Below are 16,723 nucleotides of genomic sequence, written 5' to 3' on the forward strand. Positions count from 1 at the left end.
TTATTTCACCTCGCCGGTCTGAAACGGCACGCGCTGCCACAACACGAACGGTTCACCGGGCGCCGGTTCGACGAAGAGCGCCGCCTGATCGACCAGCAGCGGCCCGAGCGCGGGTGTTCGCGCTCGCCACCATGCGACCAGCGTGGCGCGCTCCTCGGCATCGGCGAGTGAACTGGAGAGCGTCATATGAAAACGGAATTCGTCGAACACGTATGGATAACCCCATTCGATCAGCAGCGCACGTTGCCGTTCGCTCAACGGGGCCGCCAGACGCCGCGCCAGATCGACGGCGGACGGCGGCGCGCGCAAGCTGCCGAGTGTTTGCAACGCGCTCGCGGCCACGGCGCGGATGCCGGCCTCACCTCGCGCATCGGCCGGCCGCAACGCAACAAAGTCGCCGAGCGTCGCGGCTTCCACCGGCAATGCAAATGCGCTTTGCGTCCGTGCCCACTCACGCGTGGCTTGCAATACATGTGCCTGCGTCACGCCGTCGGCGAGTCGAAACGGCGCGACCAGTGTGCCGTGCCAGCCGTAGCGGCGCGGTGCTTCGGTCAGTTCGACGAGTGGACGTGCGAGATCCGAAGGTTGCGGCGCCTCGCACCGCTCGCCGCTTTCCGCGTCGCGCGCGAGCCATGCCGACCCGGCTCGCCACCACGCCGATTCGCGCGAGGGCGCGTAATACACGGCAAAACGAGCCTCGGCGCTCCATTCACCGCCGCTCATAGGTCGTGCTCCACCAGCAGTTGCACGCGATCCGCGGCGAAGTGCGTGAAGCCGTATTTGATGGGCGTGCCTTGCAGATCGACATCGACGTTCTCGACCCACAGCACCGGTTGCTGGCGGTTGATATTCAACCGCCGCGCCACCTCCGGTTCGGGCAGCACACTGCCAATGCGGCTCCACTTGCGCAAATAATCGTTCACGCCGAATTCCGCCATGGCCTTGGTGATGCCGCCGGTGCGCTCCAGCACTTGCGGCAAGTCAGCGAAACGCGCCGCGGGATACCAGTTGCGCGCGAACGTGAGCGGCACGCCGTCGGATTCATGCAGCGATTCGATCCGGTAGACCGATGCACCGGCCCGCAGACTCAAGGCCTTCGCGACGCTCGGCTCGGCCTTCACGCGCGCGGCCGACAACATCGTGCCCGCCGCCGCGTGATGCTGCTGGCGCAAGTTTTCTGTAAACCGCGTGCGGCGGCCAATCGTATAGTCGATGGCGCCCGGTTGCACGAAGGTGCCGCGCCCCTGCTCGACGCTGACGAGGCCCAATGCGGCAAGACCCAGCATGGCCCGGCGCACGGTATGCCGGTTCACGTCGAAGCGTTTGGCCAGTTCGCCCTCGCTCGGCAGGCGCCCTTCTTCGCCAAATCCGCTGGCGGCGATTTCCGCCGCCAGGATCTGCTCGATCTGCCGCCAGACGGCAACGCCCGCGCCGCGTTCGAGCATCGTGCCCGGCGTCGCGTTGTCGTTCGATGTCATGGTGCTGTCATTCCCCTAGGTTCAAATATTCGCTATGACGTGCATTGTAGTGCGCAAGCCGTGATGGAAATATGAAACGGCTTTTATGCGCTACACGGCTCGACAAGCATACTCCTAAACGTCTAGACGTTTAGATGAATAGATGGTCAAATGTCTACTCGCTGGATCAACAGGAATTTCGATGAGTGCCACTTCCGCCTCGCCTTCCTCCGCTCCGTCATCGGCTGTCCGGCGCGCATGGATGGCCGTGCTGGCGCGCACGCCGCGCGCCGATCTCGAAGCCGCGCTCGAACGCGCACTTCGGGACATCCCCACTCCCACGTATGACTGGCTGCGCCCGCCCGAGATCGGCCTCGCAATGGTGCGTGGGCGCGTCGGCGGCAGCGGCGATCCGTTCAATCTCGGCGAAGCCACGGTCACGCGCGCCACCTTGCGCCTGCGTGCTTCGGGCGACGCGGCCGCCGCCGTCGGCGTGGCATGTCATCTCGGCCGTGACCGCCGGCGCGCCGAACTGGCTGCGCTAGCAGACGCGCTCCTGCAAATGCCGGAGCATCACGCCGTCTTGCATAAGCAACTGATCGAGCCGTTTGCCGCGCAGGTGGCCGTGAAACGCGCCGGGCGGCAACAGGACGCCGCGGCCACGCGCGTCGAATTCTTCACGATGGTCCGGGGCGACTGATGGAAAACTCACAGATTGCATTGTCCGCTTTGACACCGGGTTTCGCAGACCCGGTGCATGACACCCAAGCTGTGTTCCGCACCCTGCTCGACGCGCTGTCGCGTCCAGGCACGGTCGGTGTAGTCGAGAACGTGCTGCCCGAAGTGCGGGCCACGCGCGCTGAACTTGCCGCCTTCGCGGCGCTGTTCGCACTCTGCGACTACGCGACGCCCGTGTGGCTTGCGCAACCCGATACGGCCTTGGCCTCGGCGCTGCGCTTCCATACCGGCGCGCCGCTCGTCGACGAACCGGGACACGCCGCGTTCGCCTATATCCACGACGCCGGCGCGTTGCCGCCGTTGGACTGCTTCGCGCTCGGCGCGGCGGAATCGCCCGAGCAATCGGTCACGCTGCTGATTCGCGTCGAAGCGCTGACGGGCGGCGCCCCGGTCGTGCTGAGTGGCCCCGGCATCCAGCACACGGCCACGATCGAGCCGGTCGGCCTGCCCGAGCATTTCTGGCGCGAACGCGCCGCCCTCGCGCCGCTGTTTCCTTGTGGCGTGGACTGTTATCTCGTCTGCGGCGCGCGTCTGATCGGCCTGCCGCGCACAACTGAAGCGAAGGTGAACTGATGTACGTTGCCGTCAAGGGTGGAGAACGCGCGATCGAAGCGTCGTGGCGTCTGCTCGACAAGGCACGCCGCGGCGACATGCGGCTGGCCGAACTCAGCGTCGCGCAGATTCGCGAACAATTGCGCCTCGCGGTGGCGCGCGTGATGACCGAAGGCTCGGTCTACGACGAAGAACTCGCCGCGCTCGCCATCAAGCAAGCCGCCGGCGATCTGGTCGAAGCGATCTTCCTGCTGCGTGCATATCGCACCACACTGCCGCGCTTCGGCTACACGCGGCCGATCGATACCGAAGCGATGCACACCGAGCGTCGCATTTCGGCGACATTCAAGGACGTGCCCGGCGGCCAGTTGCTCGGCGCGACTTACGATTACACGCAGCGTCTGCTGGATTTCGCGTTGCTGGCCGAAGGCGATGCGGTAGCAAGCGTGGCTCCGTCGCCTTCGAATCAAGCCGCCGCAGTGCAAACAGAACCCATGCCGCGCGTCGTCAGCCTGCTCGACAAGGAAGGCTTGATCGAACAGGAACGTCCCACGCCGAACGCGCCGGAACCCGGCGACCTGTCGCGTGAGCCGCTCGCCTTTCCCGCGAGCCGCGCTACACGTCTGCAAAATCTCGCACGCGGCGACGAAGGCTTTCTGCTTGCGATGGGTTACGCGACGCAGCGCGGCTACGCGAATTCGCATCCGTTCGCGGGCGAGATCCGCTTCGGCACGATCGCCGTGGAAATGGAACTCGACGAGCTGGGCGAAACGGTCGAAATCGGCGACATCGACATTACCGAATGCCAGATGATCAACCAGTTCGCCGGTAGCGGCGAGGTGCCGCCGACGTTCACACAAGGCTACGGTCTCGCGTTCGGCCACTCGGAACGCAAGGCGATGGCGATGGCGCTCGTCGACCGAGCCTTGCGCGCCGAGGAACTCGGCGAAACGCTTGGCTCGCCGACCCAGGATATCGAATTCATGCTCTCGCATAGCGACAACGTCGAGGCGTCCGGTTTCGTGCAGCATCTGAAGCTGCCGCATTACGTCGACTTTCAATCGGAGCTGGAACTCGTGCGCCGTTTGCGCGCGAAGCACGCCATGCAGAGCCAGGAAGCAGGCACGGATCAACCCAGCGGTCAGCAGGAGCAGGCAGCATGAACGCGCCCGACACATCTTTCGCCACCGCGCCCACGGCGTCATACGACAGCGCCGCCGACGGCTACAACTTCGCATACCTCGACGAACAGACCAAGCGCATGCTGCGCCGCGCCTTGCTCAAGGCCGTGGCCGTACCGGGTTACCAGGTGCCGTTCGCCTCGCGTGAAATGCCGCTGCCGTTCGGCTGGGGCACGGGCGGCATTCAGGTCACCGCGGCGATCATCGGCAAACAGGACACGCTGAAGGTGATCGATCAGGGCTCCGACGAAACCACCAACGCGGTCAACATCCGCCGCTTCTTCGCGCGCACTACCGGCGTGGCGACCACGCGCCGCACCGTCGACGCGACGATCATCCAGACGCGTCACCGCATTCCCGAAGCGCCGCTCACCGAGAAGCAGATCCTCGTCTATCAGGTGCCGATGCCCGAGCCGCTCTTTCGCCTCGAGCCACGCGTCGCCGAATGCAAGAAGCTGCATGCGCTCGCCGATTACGGCCTGATCAGCGTGAAGCTCTATGAAGACATCGTGCATCACGGCAGCATCGCGACCACATACGACTACCCGGTGATCGTCAATCATCGCTACCTCGCGTCGCCGTCACCGATTCCGAAGTTCGACAATCCGAAGATGCATATGAACCCCGCGCTGCAATTGTTCGGCGCCGGCCGCGAGCGGCGCATTCACGCGATTCCACCGTACACGCCCGTGCGCAGTCTCGACTTCGACGATCATCCGTTCGAAGTGCAGAAATGGCAGCACGCCTGCGCGCTGTGCGGATCAACAGAAAGCTTTCTAGACGAAATGATCGTGGACGACGCCGGCAAGCGCATGTTCGTCTGCTCCGATAGCGACTACTGTCACGAACGCCGCGGCGACGCGGATCTCGATCTGCCGTCGCGCGAAGCACGCAAGGGAGAGCCCGCATGACGCCGCTTCTGAGCGCCCGCTCGCTCACCAGACAATACGGCGGCCGCAACGGCTGCAGAAACGTCAGCTTCGATCTGTATCCGGGCGAGGTGCTATGCATCGTCGGTGAATCCGGCTCGGGCAAGACCACGCTGCTCAACACGCTCGCGCTGAAAAACGAAGCCGATAGCGGCTCCCTTCACTACACGGCCACGCGTGGCGACAAGCTCGATCTGCTCGCGTTGTCCGAGCCGCGCCGCCGTTTGCTGATGCGCACGGAGTGGGGCTTCGTACAGCAGAATCCGCGCGACGGACTGCGCAGCGGCGTCTCGGCCGGCGCGAATATCGGCGAGCCGCTGATGGCGGTCGGCGCGCGCCACTATGGCGATATCCGTTACGCGGCTACGCAGTGGATGGAGCGCGTCGAACTCGACGCCTCGCGCATCGACGAATTTCCGGCAGCGTTTTCGGGCGGCATGCAGCAGCGTTTGCAGATCGCGCGCAATCTCGTCACCAGTCCGCGGCTCGTCTTCATGGACGAACCCACCGCCGGTCTCGACGTGTCGGTGCAGGCGCGTCTGCTCGATCTGCTGCGCACGCTGACGTCCACGCTGCATCTGTCGGTGCTGATCGTGACGCATGATATCGGCGTGGCGCGTCTGCTCGCGCATCGGTTGATGGTGATGCAGGGCGGCGAAGTGGTCGAGGCGGGCCTGACCGATCAGGTGCTCGACGATCCGCAGCACCCGTACACGCAAACGCTGGTTTCCTCGGTTCTGCCGGTTTGAGGCTCACAATGCGATCCATTGAAACAAGCAGTGAAGCGCGCGTCGGCGAGCACGCGTTCATCGACAACGCCGCGCTGATGCTGCGCGCGGTCGGCATCGGCAAGACGTTTACGTTGCATGGCCAGGGCGGTGTGCGGATCGAAGCGCTCGCGGGCGTCTCGCTCGATGTCGAGCGCGGCGAGTGCGTGGTGCTGGTCGGGCCGTCGGGCGCGGGCAAGAGCACGCTGCTGCGCTGTCTATACGGCAATTACCTGGCGAGCAGTGGCTCAATCGTGGTTCGCGATGCGGCGAATGACGGCCAGCCCGTGTCGATCACCGGTGCCGAACCGCACGACGTGTTGCGTCTGCGCCGTGGCGTGGTCGGTTACGTGAGCCAGTTCCTGCGCGTGATTCCGCGCGTGCCGACACTCACGCTAGTCGCCGAACCGCTGCTCTCGCGCGGCGTGCCGGAAGAGGAAGCGCGCGCGCGTGCGGCCGCGCTGCTGGCCAGATTGAATGTGCCGGAGCGGCTGTGGTCGCTCGCGCCCGCTACATTCTCCGGCGGCGAACAGCAGCGCGTGAATATCGCGCGCGGTTTGATCGCGGAGCACCCGCTGCTGTTGCTCGACGAACCGACGGCTTCGCTCGATGCGGAAAACCGCGACGTGGTCGCCGATCTGATCGTCGAGGTACGCGAGCGCGGCGCGGCGATCGTCGGCATTTTCCACGACGAAGATACGCGCAGCAAGGTGGCCACGCGCCGCCTGGAACTGCAGCCGCCGCTGCGTCACTGACGCGAATCACATGAAGCGGCGCGAGCGCCGCGCGAAACAGCACTACACTGACGCATGCGGCATCGATGCAAAAAACACCATATAGCCACACTCAAGTCTGACTGACTACGGAGCAAGTCGATGTTGATCAGGAACGCTCGCATCGTGACGCGAGACGAAGTATTCACCGGCGTGCTACACGTCGAAGACGGCGTGATTCGCGATGTCGAGCGCGGCACGACCAGCGCGCGCGAAGCCGAAGATTGGGACGGCGACTATCTGTTGCCCGGCCTGATCGAACTGCACACGGACAATCTGGAGAAGCATCTGGCGCCGCGTCCGGGCGTGCAATGGAATACCGATGCCGCCTTCGTGATCCACGACGCGCAAGTGGCAGCTGCCGGCATCACCACCGTGTTCGATGCGCTCGCCATCGGCTCGCGTACGAACGTGGGATTGCGGGGCCGCGATCTGCAGACGCAATGCGCCGCGTCGCTCACGCGGTTTTCCGAGCGCAAGCTGTTGCGCGCCGAACATTTCCTGCATCTGCGCTGCGAAATCGCCACCGCCGACGTGGTGGAAGTGTTCGATTCATTGTGCGCGCATCCACTGCTGCGGCTCGCCTCGGTCATGGATCACACGCCGGGGCAGCGTCAATGGCACGACCGCGAGCAATGGCGCCGCTTCCAGGAACGCAACGGCAAGCTGAGCGACGAACACGTCGAGACGGCGCTGGCCGAACTGTCGGTCGAACAGGCGCGTTACGCCGACGCGCACCGCCGCGAGATCGTCGCGCGCTGCAACCGGCTCGGCATTCCGGTGGCGAGCCACGACGACACGCTGATCGAGCACGTCGAACAGGCCAGGCAGGAAGGCATCGTGCTCGCCGAATTCCCGACCACCCGCATCGCCGCCCAAGCCGCGCGCGAACACGGCATTTCGACCATCATGGGCGCGCCGAACATCGTGCGCGGCGGCTCGCATTCGGGCAACGTGTCGGCGCTCGAACTGGCGAACGCAGGCTTGCTCGATATCCTGTCGTCGGATTATGTGCCGTCGAGCCTGATGACCGCTGTGTTCGAACTGGTCGACAAAGCCGGCTGGACCTTGCCGCGCGCGATGCAAACGGTCTCCGCCGAACCGGCGCGCACCGCCGGCTTGCACGACCGCGGCGCGATCGAAGCGGGATTGCGCGCGGACTTCGTGCGTGTGACGATGCTCGACACGTTGCCGGTGCCGCGCGCAACGTTTCGCGGCGGGGCACGGGTCGTTTGAAGTTTGAAATGTGCAGAAAAGACCCTGTTTCAAGGGTCTTTCGATGTTCGCGGGGCGTGTGCACGGCGTGTGCTCACGCCTCGCGAACAGCCTCAGGGCGTGGACGGCAACTGCCCCCACGCCACCAGCACCTTCTGAATCCCACGCGCATACGCATCGCGCTGTTTCGGCGTTTCCGAGTGGTAAGCGCCGATCGCGCGCCACGTATTGCCGTGCTTGACCATCTTCTGTTTCAGCAGCCAGGCCGCCACGTACACGTTCACGCACGGATCGATCAGCGCGCGATGCGGCACGCCTTCGCGCGCGAGATCGTCGAAGTGAATCGAATTGATCTGCAACTGACCCACGTCGATCGAACCGTTGACGTTTTGCCGTATCGCGCTCGCGTCACCCTTCGATTCGTACCACGCCAGCGCTCGCAGCACCCACGGGTTGACACCTTGATAAGCCGCGGCTTCGTTGAAACAGTCGTCGGCCGCTTGCGCGGCGCCGCACACCGACAGCCAGGCGAGCGCGGTCAGGAGGATCTTCAAGGACATGCTGCATCCTTCCGCTTGTCAGCGATAAAGAGGCGAGCGCCGCAGCGCCGCCGGATTACTTAGCCAACGCCTGTTCGATCTGGCGCTGCACGGAGTCGAGATAGGCATGCGAGGCGTCGGATACGACGATGCGCACGACCGGCGTCGGCGGACTTCTGCGCTCTTGCGTCGGCGCCGCCACACGCTGCTTCTTGCGATGCGTCGCCGGCTTGAGCGGCAACGCGTCGTCGCCCGCGCCCGGCGGCGGGAGCATCGCGAGCGACGGCAACGGCGGATACACCTTGTCCGCCGCAGCCGGAAATGCGGCCGGGATTGCGCCGACGGATTGCAGATCCGCGCCCGGCTGACCGGCGAAGGCCGGCGCGCTCAGCAGCATGGCCAGGGCGAGAAAAACGATGCGAACCGTCACGGTGCCCTCCTTCACTGAACCGTCCTGATGGACACGCTATACGGTTGACCCAACCCGGCGGTGCGGTTCTCGAAGTTCACGCGCGCGGTGCGCTGTGCCGGCACGCCCTTCCACACCGCCTGATTCAGATACGCGAAGTCCTGTCCCAGCGCGGTCACGAGCACGACCGTGGACTGCGGCTGCGCGGCAGCCAGCGCGCCCGCCTTGGCGAGCACGGCGGCGAGTTGCGGATCGCGCGCGCCGAGCGCGTCGGGCGGAATGTCGAAGCTGATCACCTCGTTCGGCGCCTTGTCCGGATGAGCCGCAGTCGGCGCAGGCATCTGCGCGCATCCGGCGACCGCGAAAACGGCAGCCAATAACCCTATCTGTCGCTTCACGGAAGTCTCCCGTCAGATTCGTTGCTATATCGGAGTTTTCGGCAGGCTCGCGGCAAAGTTGATATGGCGGAAACGCTTCGCTGAAAATCAAAAAGACTTGCCTCAAGATCGGCGCAAACGATTGCTTCGGCGCTCGGCGAAGCGAGGATCGAAGCAAACTTGCCTCGCGGTTTTGGAGGGAAGAGAGAAGCCGGCGACAGAGACAGAAAGCCGCTGGAAAGAACACAGAAAGCTGTGGGCAAAGTCCCTTACCCACAGCGAGCTATGCAGACGGCCACAGCAACGCCCGTCAGGAGCGTCGCCAATTCAGGCCGGCAGCCCGCGTATTCAGCCAGATCACGCCGTCGGCTCGGCCTCGTGCCCTTGCGTCGCGCCAACGTCCGCCTGCGCCTGCTCGAACTGTTCGCGGCGGCGCATGTCGAGCACATCGTGATAACGCATATAGCCGCAGCGTCCGCCGGATTTGGCTGCGTACATCGCCGCATCCGCGTTGAGCAGCAGTTCCTCGGCTGTGCCGCTGTCGTCCGGGAACTGGCTGATGCCGATGCTCGCCCCCACGGTCATGCCTTGCCCGTCCACCTGGAGTTCCTCGTTCAACGCCGCCATGATGCGCGAGGCAATGGCGGGCGCCGCCTCCGCCGAACGCGGCCCCTCGATCAACACGATGAACTCGTCGCCGCCCAGACGCGCCACCACATCCGCGGAACAGAGCACCTGTTTCAGCCGGCGCGCCACCGCGACCAGCACCTTGTCGCCGACGGCATGGCCGAATTGATCGTTGATCTGCTTGAAGCGGTCCAGGTCGACGAACAGCACGGCCAGCCCTTCCTCGCGCCGCGTCGCTTCGTCGATCGCGTTTTCGAGCTTCTCCATGAACAGCACGCGGTTCGGCAGTCCGGTCAGCACGTCGTGCGTGGCGAGATGCACAAGTTCGCGTTGCTTGGTGTGCAGCGCGTCCATCTGCGCTTTAATTTCGCGGCGCAGCCGGTCGAAGCAGCGCGCCAGCACGCCGATCTCGTCGGTGCGTTTGAGCGGCAGCGTTTCCATCGCGTGCTCGGCGAACAGATGCGTCGCCGCGTACGCGAGACTATGCAGCGGCTTGGTCAGCGCGCGCGCGAACAGAACCGCGAGGAACAGCGCCAGCACGCTGAAAATCAGCACCATGCGCACGATTCTGTCGCCGAGCAGATTCGCGCCGGACAAGACGTCTTCGAGCGGTTTGGCGAGACCGAGCACGATGAAGCGGTTGCCCTCCAGATCGCCGAACGGCCTGCGCACGAAAGCGAGCACCTGGCCGGCGGCCTGGTGCGGCCGCGCAAGACCGTTGACCAGCGCCTCGCTTTGCGTCTGTTCGAAAAGCGGCTTGGTCACGGAGAAACTGTCCTGCATCAGCACGCGCCGGCCGCGATCGAAGCCGAAGGTTTTCGAGGCGTCCGGATTGACGAGGAAATCGCCCCACTCGTTGGCCAGATAGACCTGATAGTCGCTCGGCAAATCGCTTTGCACGCGCTTGAACAAACCCGCCAGATCGATGTCGATCACGACCACGCCCACCACCGTGCCGTTACCGTTCGACACCGGCGTGCCGAGCCGCAAGGTCGGCTTGCCCTCCGCGGCATGCGAGCCGAATTCATGGTTGACCAGGATTGGCGAGGTGTAGATGCGGCCCGGCGAAAACGCCAGCGTGTCGAACACATACGCGAACTGGCCTTTCTCCTGCAGCTTGTCCCCTTCGACGCGCACGAGGCCGTCGGCGTCGCGGTCGAAGCGAACCAGTTCGAGTCCATAGTGCTGACGCGAAATCAGCCTGACTTGCAGGTACTCGGGGTGATGCACCATGAAACTGGAATACACCTGTGCCAGCCGTTCGCGTGCCGCGCTCGGGCCGGCACCGTCGTCGGTCTGCGCGAGCTCCGCCGTGGACGGCATGCTCGCGAGTACGAGCGCGTCGGCGGCGACATCGTCGATCGAGGTGGAAAAGCGCTGGCCGAGCAATTCCGTCGACATGAGCAGGCTGCGCTCGGCTTCGTTCACGAGCATCGTGCGGTTGGCGCGATACGCGTAGTAGCCGGTCGCGCCGGACGCGAGCACGCCGATGCACGCAAGCAGCACGGATAATTTGAAGGTCAGCCCAGGCCGCATCATCAAAAACGCTCCGACCGGTCCCCGGACACGATTCGGGCCCACAGGTCCTCGCGCCGCTGAATATCTTCCACCGGGCCGATCCACACAATGCGCGCGTTATCGGTGTTTTCCGTGGGTGCCGTCAACGTGTTGGCGAGTCCCTGGCGTTGCGTGAGCAACGCGCTGACCTCCGGTTCGAGCATGTAGTTGATCCACGCGAGCGCCAGCGGCCGATCGGCCGCCGCGCGCGTCATCGACCAGCAATCCAGCCACGCGAGCGCACCTTCGTCGGGAATCACGTAGCCGACATCGGCGCCGGCGCGGCGCAGCAACTCGACCTGCTGGGTGCCGTAGTTGCCGAACATCAGCGCGACCTTATGCTGGATGAAAAACGCGGTCGCCTCCTCGGGCAACGTGTAATAGGTCAGCAGATTGCGGCGCAGATCGACGAGCTTGTGAGCAATCGCGCGCATTTGCGCGGCATCGAGTTGAAAAGGATGCGGATAGCCGAGCGCCAGCGCCGTGAACGAGAAATTGTGCTGCGCGCTATTGAAGTCGAGCACCTTGCCGCGATAGCGCGGATTCCACAATTCGCGCATGGAGCGCGGCGCCACGGCGACCTGCTTGCGGTCGTAGATCAGGCCCATCGACGAATACGTAAAGGGTATGGCGTATGCCTTGCCGCTCGACGTGATCCCGCCGATCGAGGCAAGCGCCTGAAAGCGCGGCAATTGTCGTTTGGTGTTCGGCACGCTCGCGAGATCGAGCGGCGCCAGCAGATTCGCTTGCGTGTAGCGCTGGATTTCCGCGGTATTGGCGGCGAGCACGTCGAAAGGCGGCGCGCTTACGGCGTGCATCTGGGCCCACAGCGCCTCGTCGGAATCGACCAGCGTCACTTCCACTTTGGCTTGGTAGCGCGCCTCGAAATTCTTGACGACGTCGGCGTCCGCGTAGCCGGGCCAAGCCAGCACGCGCAGAATCTTCTCGTCGGCTTTAACCGGCGACGCCGAGAAAAGGCTCACGCAGATAAGCGTGCCGATCAAATATGTTAAAAATCCCGGACAAACGCCACATAACGACAAACGTGAGCGCGCCACGGCGCCAGCGATTCGTGAATGGAAGAATCGTTTAAAAATGCGCTTTGCATCTGCTGTCAACATCATGTGCATAACCAACACCGTTTAGCAGAAGGCCTTTCTGACGAGCGCAAACACGCGGACTCGATCCGCGGACAGGTTGCCCGGTGACTTTCTTCAGACAGAGACGCTCGATGCTGCATGTGGCTGAGCGCGAGGAGCATCGATGATAGCGCTAAGAAAACCATTTTTGGTTTTTGGCTCAGCCACAGTCGAAAAAATTACCAGTCGGACGCGATGCAGCAGACCCGCTCATCTGCATTTAACGGCAAGTTTTGCGCAAACTTTAACTCGCCATCGATGGATTGAAACGCGCGAACACGTGAACCGCGCGCTGTAATGCCGCGCGACAGTCCGTCGCTTGATCATGGCATTCGGAAGTTGCCAGCGGCGCTTCTAAAGAAGACCCGCGCGGATGCCGATAAACGATCTCTTGCCCCAAGCCGCCGGCGGCGACAGATGGCAGACGGCAGCGTCGCCGGATGCCACGCGGCCTGTCTCCTGGGCAATCGAAGAGACGGACAAGAAACAGATCATGCGCCTGAGCAAAATAGAGTGGATGTGGGTGGCCGTCGCGGCCGGATCGATCGCGTGTTTCGGCAGTTGGCTGCAGGGCGAAATGAACCGGACCGCGCTCGCGCGCGCCGAGCGCGAGACGCAGGACATGCGCGGCACCTGCTCAGGCATGTCCGCGCATGAGGCGCAGATGATGGCCAAAGGCGAGCTATGGTGCGGCGAGGTCGGCGCAGCGCGCGCGGAATCGCTCGGCAAAGAGTAAACAGAGTAACCGGCCGCGTTGTAGTCCAGCGGTATTCGGGCGCCTTGAGCCATTCTTGACTCGCGCATGAGTCCGGCAGCCGCGATCGTGCAGCCGCAATTAGCCAACTTCATTACCAGGCGATTACAAATCCGAGGCGCGCAGCTTATTCCATCCAATACCTACGCAATACGCACCGCGGCCGCTTCCGAATCTCCACCACATTCAAGCACTAAAAGCTATCCTCATGCGCCATCCGGTGTTTCACTAGCTACCCAATCTTTTTGAACTGATAAGCTTGGCGCGCGCTGCTGGCCGCCCCGGCTGGCAGCTTCAACCCAAGCCCGGTCGTGAGTCGCGCCGGGTGCCCCGCAGCGGCACAATCGCATGCGGGCGAATTTGAACTACACCGAGGAGTTAAACAGTGAAAAAACTGCTAGCGGCTTTGACGGTTGCTCTGCTTGCTACCGTCTCGATTGGCGCACACGCTAAAGATTGGTCGACCGTGCGTTTCGGCGTTGACGCCAGCTATCCCCCGTTTGAGTCGAAGGGCTCGGACGGCAAGCTCGTTGGCTTCGACATCGACCTCGGCAATGAAATCTGCGCGCGCATGAAGGCCAAGTGCGTGTGGGTGGAAAACGACTTCGACGGCATGATCCCGGCCCTGAAGGCGAAGAAGTTCGACGGCGTGCTGTCGTCGATGTCCATGACGCCGCAACGCGCCGAGCAGATCGCCTTCTCGAACAAGCTGTTCAACACGCCGACGCGCCTCGTGGCGAAGAAGGGTTCGGGCATCCTGCCGACGGCCGACTCGCTCAAGGGCAAGACGGTTGGCGTGGAGCAAGGCACGATCCAGGAAACCTACGCGAAGACGTACTGGGAAGCGAAGGGCGCGAAGGTCGTGCCGTATCAGAACCAGGACCAGGTCTATGCCGACTTGCTGTCGGGCCGTCTGGACGCAGCGCTGCAAGACGCGGTGCAAGCTGAAATCGGCTTCCTGAAGACGCCGCGCGGCGCTGGCTTCGAATTCGTCGGCAAGAACCTCGACGATCCGAAGATCCTCGGCAACGGCGCAGGCATCGGCATGCGCAAGGAAGACACGGATCTGAAGGCGAAGGTCGACAAGGCGATCGCCGACATCATCAAGGACGGTACGTACAAGAAGCTCGAGAAGAAGTACTTCGACTTCGACGTGTACGGCGGCTAAGTTGGCCATGCGCGTCTGAGCGCGCGCATGCCGGTTGGCAGAAACGGGCTCCGCCACAGGCGGAGCCCGTTTCGTTTGCGGCGCCGCATAAAACCACACACTGCGTCATATCGGCTAAGATCGTGCGATCGAGGCGCCCGCGAGGCGCCGCCCGCCGGCCCGCCATTGACCGGCCGCGAAGCAAATTCCCCACTGTTATCAACGAGATAGCGCGGCGCGCCCCACTTGGCCGCGGATTTGAAGACCATGCAAACCCAAACCCATCCGCTGATTGCCCCGACGCTCGGCACCGCCCGCAACCTCACAAGTTTCCACTACGGTCCTGGCGGCGCGCAGAAGATCTATATCCAGTCGTCGCTGCATGCCGACGAGTTGCCCGGCATGCTGGTGTCGTGGGCGCTGCGCCGCAAGCTGGCCGCGCTGGAAACAGCCGGCAAGATTCGCGGCGAAGTCGTGATCGTGCCGGTAGCCAACCCAATCGGCCTGAATCAGCACTTTCTCGGCCATCTGACGGGACGCTTCGAAACCAACACCGCGCAGAACTTCAACCGCAATTTCCACGATCTGTCGGCGCTAGTGCAGCCGGTGATCGAGTCGCGCCTGAGCGACAGTCTCGAGGCCAACCGCACCGCCATCCGCACCGCCATGCGCGAGGCGCTCGACGCACAGAAGCCGGCCACCGAACTCGAATCGCAGCGTCTCGCACTGCAAAAGCTCTCGTACGACGCAGATGTGGTGCTCGATCTGCATTGCGACTGGGAAGCCGCGATGCACCTCTACACGAACCCCGATCTGTGGCCCGAAGTCGAGCCGCTTGCCTGCTATCTGGACGCCAAAGCGTCGCTGCTTGCGCTCAATTCGGTGGGCAACCCGTTCGATGAAATCCACAGCTTCTGCTGGTCGGATCTGCGCGGCCGTTTCGGCGACCGCTTCCCGATTCCGAACGGCTCGATCTCGGTCACGATCGAACTGCGCGGTCAGCGCGAGGTGTCGTATGAGTACGCCGAGCACGATGCCCAGGCGATCATCGAATATCTGACCTCGCGTGGCGTGATCGACGGCACGGCCGCACCGCTGCCGCCGCTTGAATTCGCCGCCACGCCGCTTGCCGGCGCCGAGCCGATCGTCGCGCCGATCAGCGGCGTGCTGGTGTATCGCTGCGAAGTCGGCAGCTGGGTCGACGTCGGCCATGAGATTGCCGATATCGTCGATCCGTTGACAGAGCAAGTCGTCACGCTGAAAAGCACGGTGGCCGGCGTGCTGTACGCACGGCATCTGACGCGCTTTGCGACGGCCGGGCTGGAGTTCGCGCGCATCGCCGGCGCGAAGGCGTTCCGCAGCGGGTCGTTGTTGAGCAACTAACTCTTCGGACGGTGTGGCGTCGTTGCCCGTTGCCTCCGTAAGTGCCTGAACCGAAAAGCAAATCGTCCGCTATTCAAGCGGGCGATTTGCATTGGGCGCGTCGTTTATCGAAACCCTGGTCAGAAGGCCGGAATGATCGCACCTTTGAATTGCGTATCGATGTACTTGCGCACTTCGTCCGACTCGTACGCCGCCACCAGCTTCTTCACCCACGGCTGATTGCGGTCCTGCTCGCGCACCGCGATCAGATTCGCGTACGGACCCTTCAGGTCCTCGATCGCGATCGCGTCTTTGGTCGGCTGCAGGCCGGCCTTGACCGCGTAGTCGGTATTAATCGACGCCGCGTCGAGATCGCCGAGCGCGCGCGGCAGTTGCGCGGCGTCGAGTTCGACCAGCTTGATCTTCTTCGGATTCTCAGCGATATCCAGCGGCGTCGCGTTGACGCCGTTCGTGCCGACGCCCGCCTTCAACTTGATCACGCCGTACTTCTGCAAAAGCAGCAGCGCGCGGTTGCCGTTCGACGGATCGTTCTGGATGCCGACCTTCGCGCCTTCCGGCAAGTCCTTGAGCGACTTGAGTTTCTTCGAATAGAAGCCCATCGGCGACACATAGGTCAGGCCGACATTGACGATCTTGTAACCGCGTTGCTTGATCTGGCTGTCGAGAAACGGCTGGTGCTGAAAACCGTTGGCATCGAGGTCGCCCGCGTCAAGCGCCGCGTTCGGCTGAATGTAATCGTTGAATTCGATGACCTTGACGTTCAAGCCCTCGCGCGCCGCCACTTTTGTCACGACCGTCCAGATTTGCGCGTCCGGACCGCTCATCGTGCCGATCTTGAGTTGTTTGTCGTCCGCGTGCGCGAACGTGGCCGTCAGCGAGACGGCGGCGATAGCGAGCAGCTTCTGGATGATTGTGCGGCGTTGCATGCGTTTCCCCACGGGCGATTTGTCGATAGGCGCGCATCGTCGCATGCGGACGCGGCGTCCGAAACCAATCGTTTTTCACACGCTTATACGCCCGACCCGGAAAAAGCTTATACGCGCATGCCCTGCGCGATTTGCGCCGGCAGCGCTATGTGAGTGTCGCGTAGGCACGACAGATTTCAAAAATAACCATGCTGTCACATACCTTACTCTGCGTTCCCTTAAATTGCGGGCCATCGCACGACCTGACCAAAGA

19 protein-coding genes are annotated in these 16,723 nt (G+C 63.4%); 11 read left to right on the plus strand and 8 right to left on the minus strand.

Annotation, left to right across the window (positions count from 1 at the left end; translation table 11 throughout):
* Nucleotides 1–723, minus strand: coding sequence for a DUF1045 domain-containing protein (locus tag B0G80_RS32565; protein ID WP_116121975.1), 723 nt, complete (start codon nt 721–723; stop codon nt 1–3).
* Complete coding sequence (gene phnF / locus B0G80_RS32570) at nt 720–1,478, minus strand: phosphonate metabolism transcriptional regulator PhnF (protein ID WP_116121976.1); 759 nt, start codon at nt 1,476–1,478, stop codon at nt 720–722. The genes B0G80_RS32565 and phnF overlap by 4 nt, the downstream gene beginning before the upstream one ends.
* A gap of 181 nt (nt 1,479–1,659) precedes the next feature.
* On the opposite strand from phnF, the gene phnG reads away from it, so the two are divergent.
* The 7 genes from phnG (at nt 1,660) to B0G80_RS32605 (ending at nt 7,633) form a co-directional block, all read left to right on the plus strand.
* Complete coding sequence (gene phnG, locus B0G80_RS32575; protein WP_116121977.1) at nt 1,660–2,157, plus strand: phosphonate C-P lyase system protein PhnG; 498 nt, start codon at nt 1,660–1,662, stop codon at nt 2,155–2,157.
* A complete protein-coding gene (gene phnH, locus B0G80_RS32580) occupies nt 2,157–2,768 on the plus strand; it encodes a phosphonate C-P lyase system protein PhnH (RefSeq protein WP_116121978.1) in 612 nt (203 codons plus the stop codon). Before phnG ends, phnH begins: the two co-directional genes overlap by 1 nt.
* Complete coding sequence (locus B0G80_RS32585; RefSeq protein ID WP_116121979.1) at nt 2,768–3,910, plus strand: carbon-phosphorus lyase complex subunit PhnI; 1,143 nt, start codon at nt 2,768–2,770, stop codon at nt 3,908–3,910. Before phnH ends, B0G80_RS32585 begins: the two co-directional genes overlap by 1 nt.
* A complete protein-coding gene (locus B0G80_RS32590; RefSeq protein WP_116121980.1) occupies nt 3,907–4,839 on the plus strand; it encodes an alpha-D-ribose 1-methylphosphonate 5-phosphate C-P-lyase PhnJ in 933 nt (310 codons plus the stop codon). Before B0G80_RS32585 ends, B0G80_RS32590 begins: the two co-directional genes overlap by 4 nt.
* On the plus strand, nt 4,836–5,606 hold the full coding sequence (phnK, locus tag B0G80_RS32595; RefSeq protein ID WP_116121981.1) for a phosphonate C-P lyase system protein PhnK: 771 nt from the start codon (nt 4,836–4,838) through the stop codon (nt 5,604–5,606). The genes B0G80_RS32590 and phnK overlap by 4 nt, the downstream gene beginning before the upstream one ends.
* Nucleotides 5,607–5,614: 8 nt before the next feature.
* A complete protein-coding gene (gene phnL, locus B0G80_RS32600; RefSeq protein ID WP_116121982.1) occupies nt 5,615–6,379 on the plus strand; it encodes a phosphonate C-P lyase system protein PhnL in 765 nt (254 codons plus the stop codon).
* A gap of 120 nt (nt 6,380–6,499) precedes the next feature.
* Nucleotides 6,500–7,633, plus strand: a complete 1,134-nt coding sequence (locus B0G80_RS32605; protein ID WP_116121983.1) for an alpha-D-ribose 1-methylphosphonate 5-triphosphate diphosphatase — start codon at nt 6,500–6,502, stop codon at nt 7,631–7,633.
* Between the two features lie 92 nt (nt 7,634–7,725).
* Here the strand turns inward: B0G80_RS32605 and B0G80_RS32610 are convergent, their stop codons facing one another.
* The 5 genes from B0G80_RS32610 to B0G80_RS32630 form a co-directional block, all read right to left on the minus strand.
* Nucleotides 7,726–8,172, minus strand: coding sequence for a lytic transglycosylase domain-containing protein (locus tag B0G80_RS32610; RefSeq protein WP_116121984.1), 447 nt, complete (start codon nt 8,170–8,172; stop codon nt 7,726–7,728).
* A 55-nt stretch (nt 8,173–8,227) separates the two neighbouring features.
* A complete protein-coding gene (locus B0G80_RS32615) occupies nt 8,228–8,581 on the minus strand; it encodes a hypothetical protein (RefSeq protein WP_243856446.1) in 354 nt (117 codons plus the stop codon).
* A gap of 11 nt (nt 8,582–8,592) precedes the next feature.
* Nucleotides 8,593–8,901 (minus strand): hypothetical protein, encoded by a 309-nt coding sequence (locus B0G80_RS32620; RefSeq protein ID WP_116123805.1) that lies wholly within the window; start codon nt 8,899–8,901, stop codon nt 8,593–8,595.
* A gap of 393 nt (nt 8,902–9,294) precedes the next feature.
* A complete protein-coding gene (locus tag B0G80_RS32625) occupies nt 9,295–11,103 on the minus strand; it encodes a GGDEF domain-containing protein (protein WP_116121985.1) in 1,809 nt (602 codons plus the stop codon).
* The gene (locus B0G80_RS32630) at nt 11,103–12,104 is read right to left on the minus strand and encodes an extracellular solute-binding protein (RefSeq protein ID WP_258879098.1); all 1,002 of its coding nucleotides are present in this window, start codon (nt 12,102–12,104) and stop codon (nt 11,103–11,105) included. The genes B0G80_RS32625 and B0G80_RS32630 overlap by 1 nt, the downstream gene beginning before the upstream one ends.
* A gap of 10 nt (nt 12,105–12,114) precedes the next feature.
* Here B0G80_RS32630 and B0G80_RS47370 point away from each other — a divergent pair, with 10 nt between their 5' ends.
* The 4 genes from B0G80_RS47370 to B0G80_RS32645 all read left to right on the plus strand — a co-directional run bounded on the left by B0G80_RS47370 (nt 12,115) and on the right by B0G80_RS32645 (nt 15,544).
* Nucleotides 12,115–12,267: a hypothetical protein gene (locus tag B0G80_RS47370; RefSeq protein ID WP_258879099.1), complete on the plus strand. Its 153-nt coding sequence runs from the start codon at nt 12,115–12,117 to the stop codon at nt 12,265–12,267.
* Between the two features lie 384 nt (nt 12,268–12,651).
* Nucleotides 12,652–12,996, plus strand: coding sequence for a hypothetical protein (locus tag B0G80_RS32635; RefSeq protein WP_258879100.1), 345 nt, complete (start codon nt 12,652–12,654; stop codon nt 12,994–12,996).
* A gap of 403 nt (nt 12,997–13,399) precedes the next feature.
* Complete coding sequence (locus tag B0G80_RS32640) at nt 13,400–14,182, plus strand: ABC transporter substrate-binding protein (RefSeq protein WP_106282419.1); 783 nt, start codon at nt 13,400–13,402, stop codon at nt 14,180–14,182.
* 246 nt (nt 14,183–14,428) lie between these two features.
* A complete protein-coding gene (locus B0G80_RS32645; protein WP_116123806.1) occupies nt 14,429–15,544 on the plus strand; it encodes a succinylglutamate desuccinylase/aspartoacylase family protein in 1,116 nt (371 codons plus the stop codon).
* A 119-nt stretch (nt 15,545–15,663) separates the two neighbouring features.
* Here B0G80_RS32645 and B0G80_RS32650 read toward each other — a convergent pair whose 3' ends face one another.
* Nucleotides 15,664–16,470: a MetQ/NlpA family ABC transporter substrate-binding protein gene (locus B0G80_RS32650; protein ID WP_116121987.1), complete on the minus strand. Its 807-nt coding sequence runs from the start codon at nt 16,468–16,470 to the stop codon at nt 15,664–15,666.
* Between the last annotated feature and the right edge of the window lie 253 nt (nt 16,471–16,723).

Origin of the sequence: Paraburkholderia sp. BL6669N2, assembly GCF_003387275.1 — a bacterium.
Classification (GTDB): domain Bacteria; phylum Pseudomonadota; class Gammaproteobacteria; order Burkholderiales; family Burkholderiaceae; genus Paraburkholderia.

Bases quoted from the DNA above. Each gene is read 5' to 3' on its own strand.
- B0G80_RS32565 (WP_116121975.1), bottom strand. From the start codon at position 723: ATGAGCGGCGGTGAATGGAGCGCCGAGGCTCGTTTTGCCGTGTATTAC.
- phnF (WP_116121976.1), bottom strand. From the start codon at position 1,478: ATGACATCGAACGACAACGCGACGCCGGGCACGATGCTCGAACGCGGC.
- phnG (WP_116121977.1), top strand. From the start codon at position 1,660: ATGAGTGCCACTTCCGCCTCGCCTTCCTCCGCTCCGTCATCGGCTGTC.
- phnH (WP_116121978.1), top strand. From the start codon at position 2,157: ATGGAAAACTCACAGATTGCATTGTCCGCTTTGACACCGGGTTTCGCA.
- B0G80_RS32585 (WP_116121979.1), top strand. From the start codon at position 2,768: ATGTACGTTGCCGTCAAGGGTGGAGAACGCGCGATCGAAGCGTCGTGG.
- B0G80_RS32590 (WP_116121980.1), top strand. From the start codon at position 3,907: ATGAACGCGCCCGACACATCTTTCGCCACCGCGCCCACGGCGTCATAC.
- phnK (WP_116121981.1), top strand. From the start codon at position 4,836: ATGACGCCGCTTCTGAGCGCCCGCTCGCTCACCAGACAATACGGCGGC.
- phnL (WP_116121982.1), top strand. From the start codon at position 5,615: ATGCGATCCATTGAAACAAGCAGTGAAGCGCGCGTCGGCGAGCACGCG.
- B0G80_RS32605 (WP_116121983.1), top strand. From the start codon at position 6,500: ATGTTGATCAGGAACGCTCGCATCGTGACGCGAGACGAAGTATTCACC.
- B0G80_RS32610 (WP_116121984.1), bottom strand. From the start codon at position 8,172: ATGTCCTTGAAGATCCTCCTGACCGCGCTCGCCTGGCTGTCGGTGTGC.
- B0G80_RS32620 (WP_116123805.1), bottom strand. From the start codon at position 8,901: ATGCCTGCGCCGACTGCGGCTCATCCGGACAAGGCGCCGAACGAGGTG.
- B0G80_RS32625 (WP_116121985.1), bottom strand. From the start codon at position 11,103: ATGATGCGGCCTGGGCTGACCTTCAAATTATCCGTGCTGCTTGCGTGC.
- B0G80_RS32645 (WP_116123806.1), top strand. From the start codon at position 14,429: ATGCAAACCCAAACCCATCCGCTGATTGCCCCGACGCTCGGCACCGCC.
- B0G80_RS32650 (WP_116121987.1), bottom strand. From the start codon at position 16,470: ATGCAACGCCGCACAATCATCCAGAAGCTGCTCGCTATCGCCGCCGTC.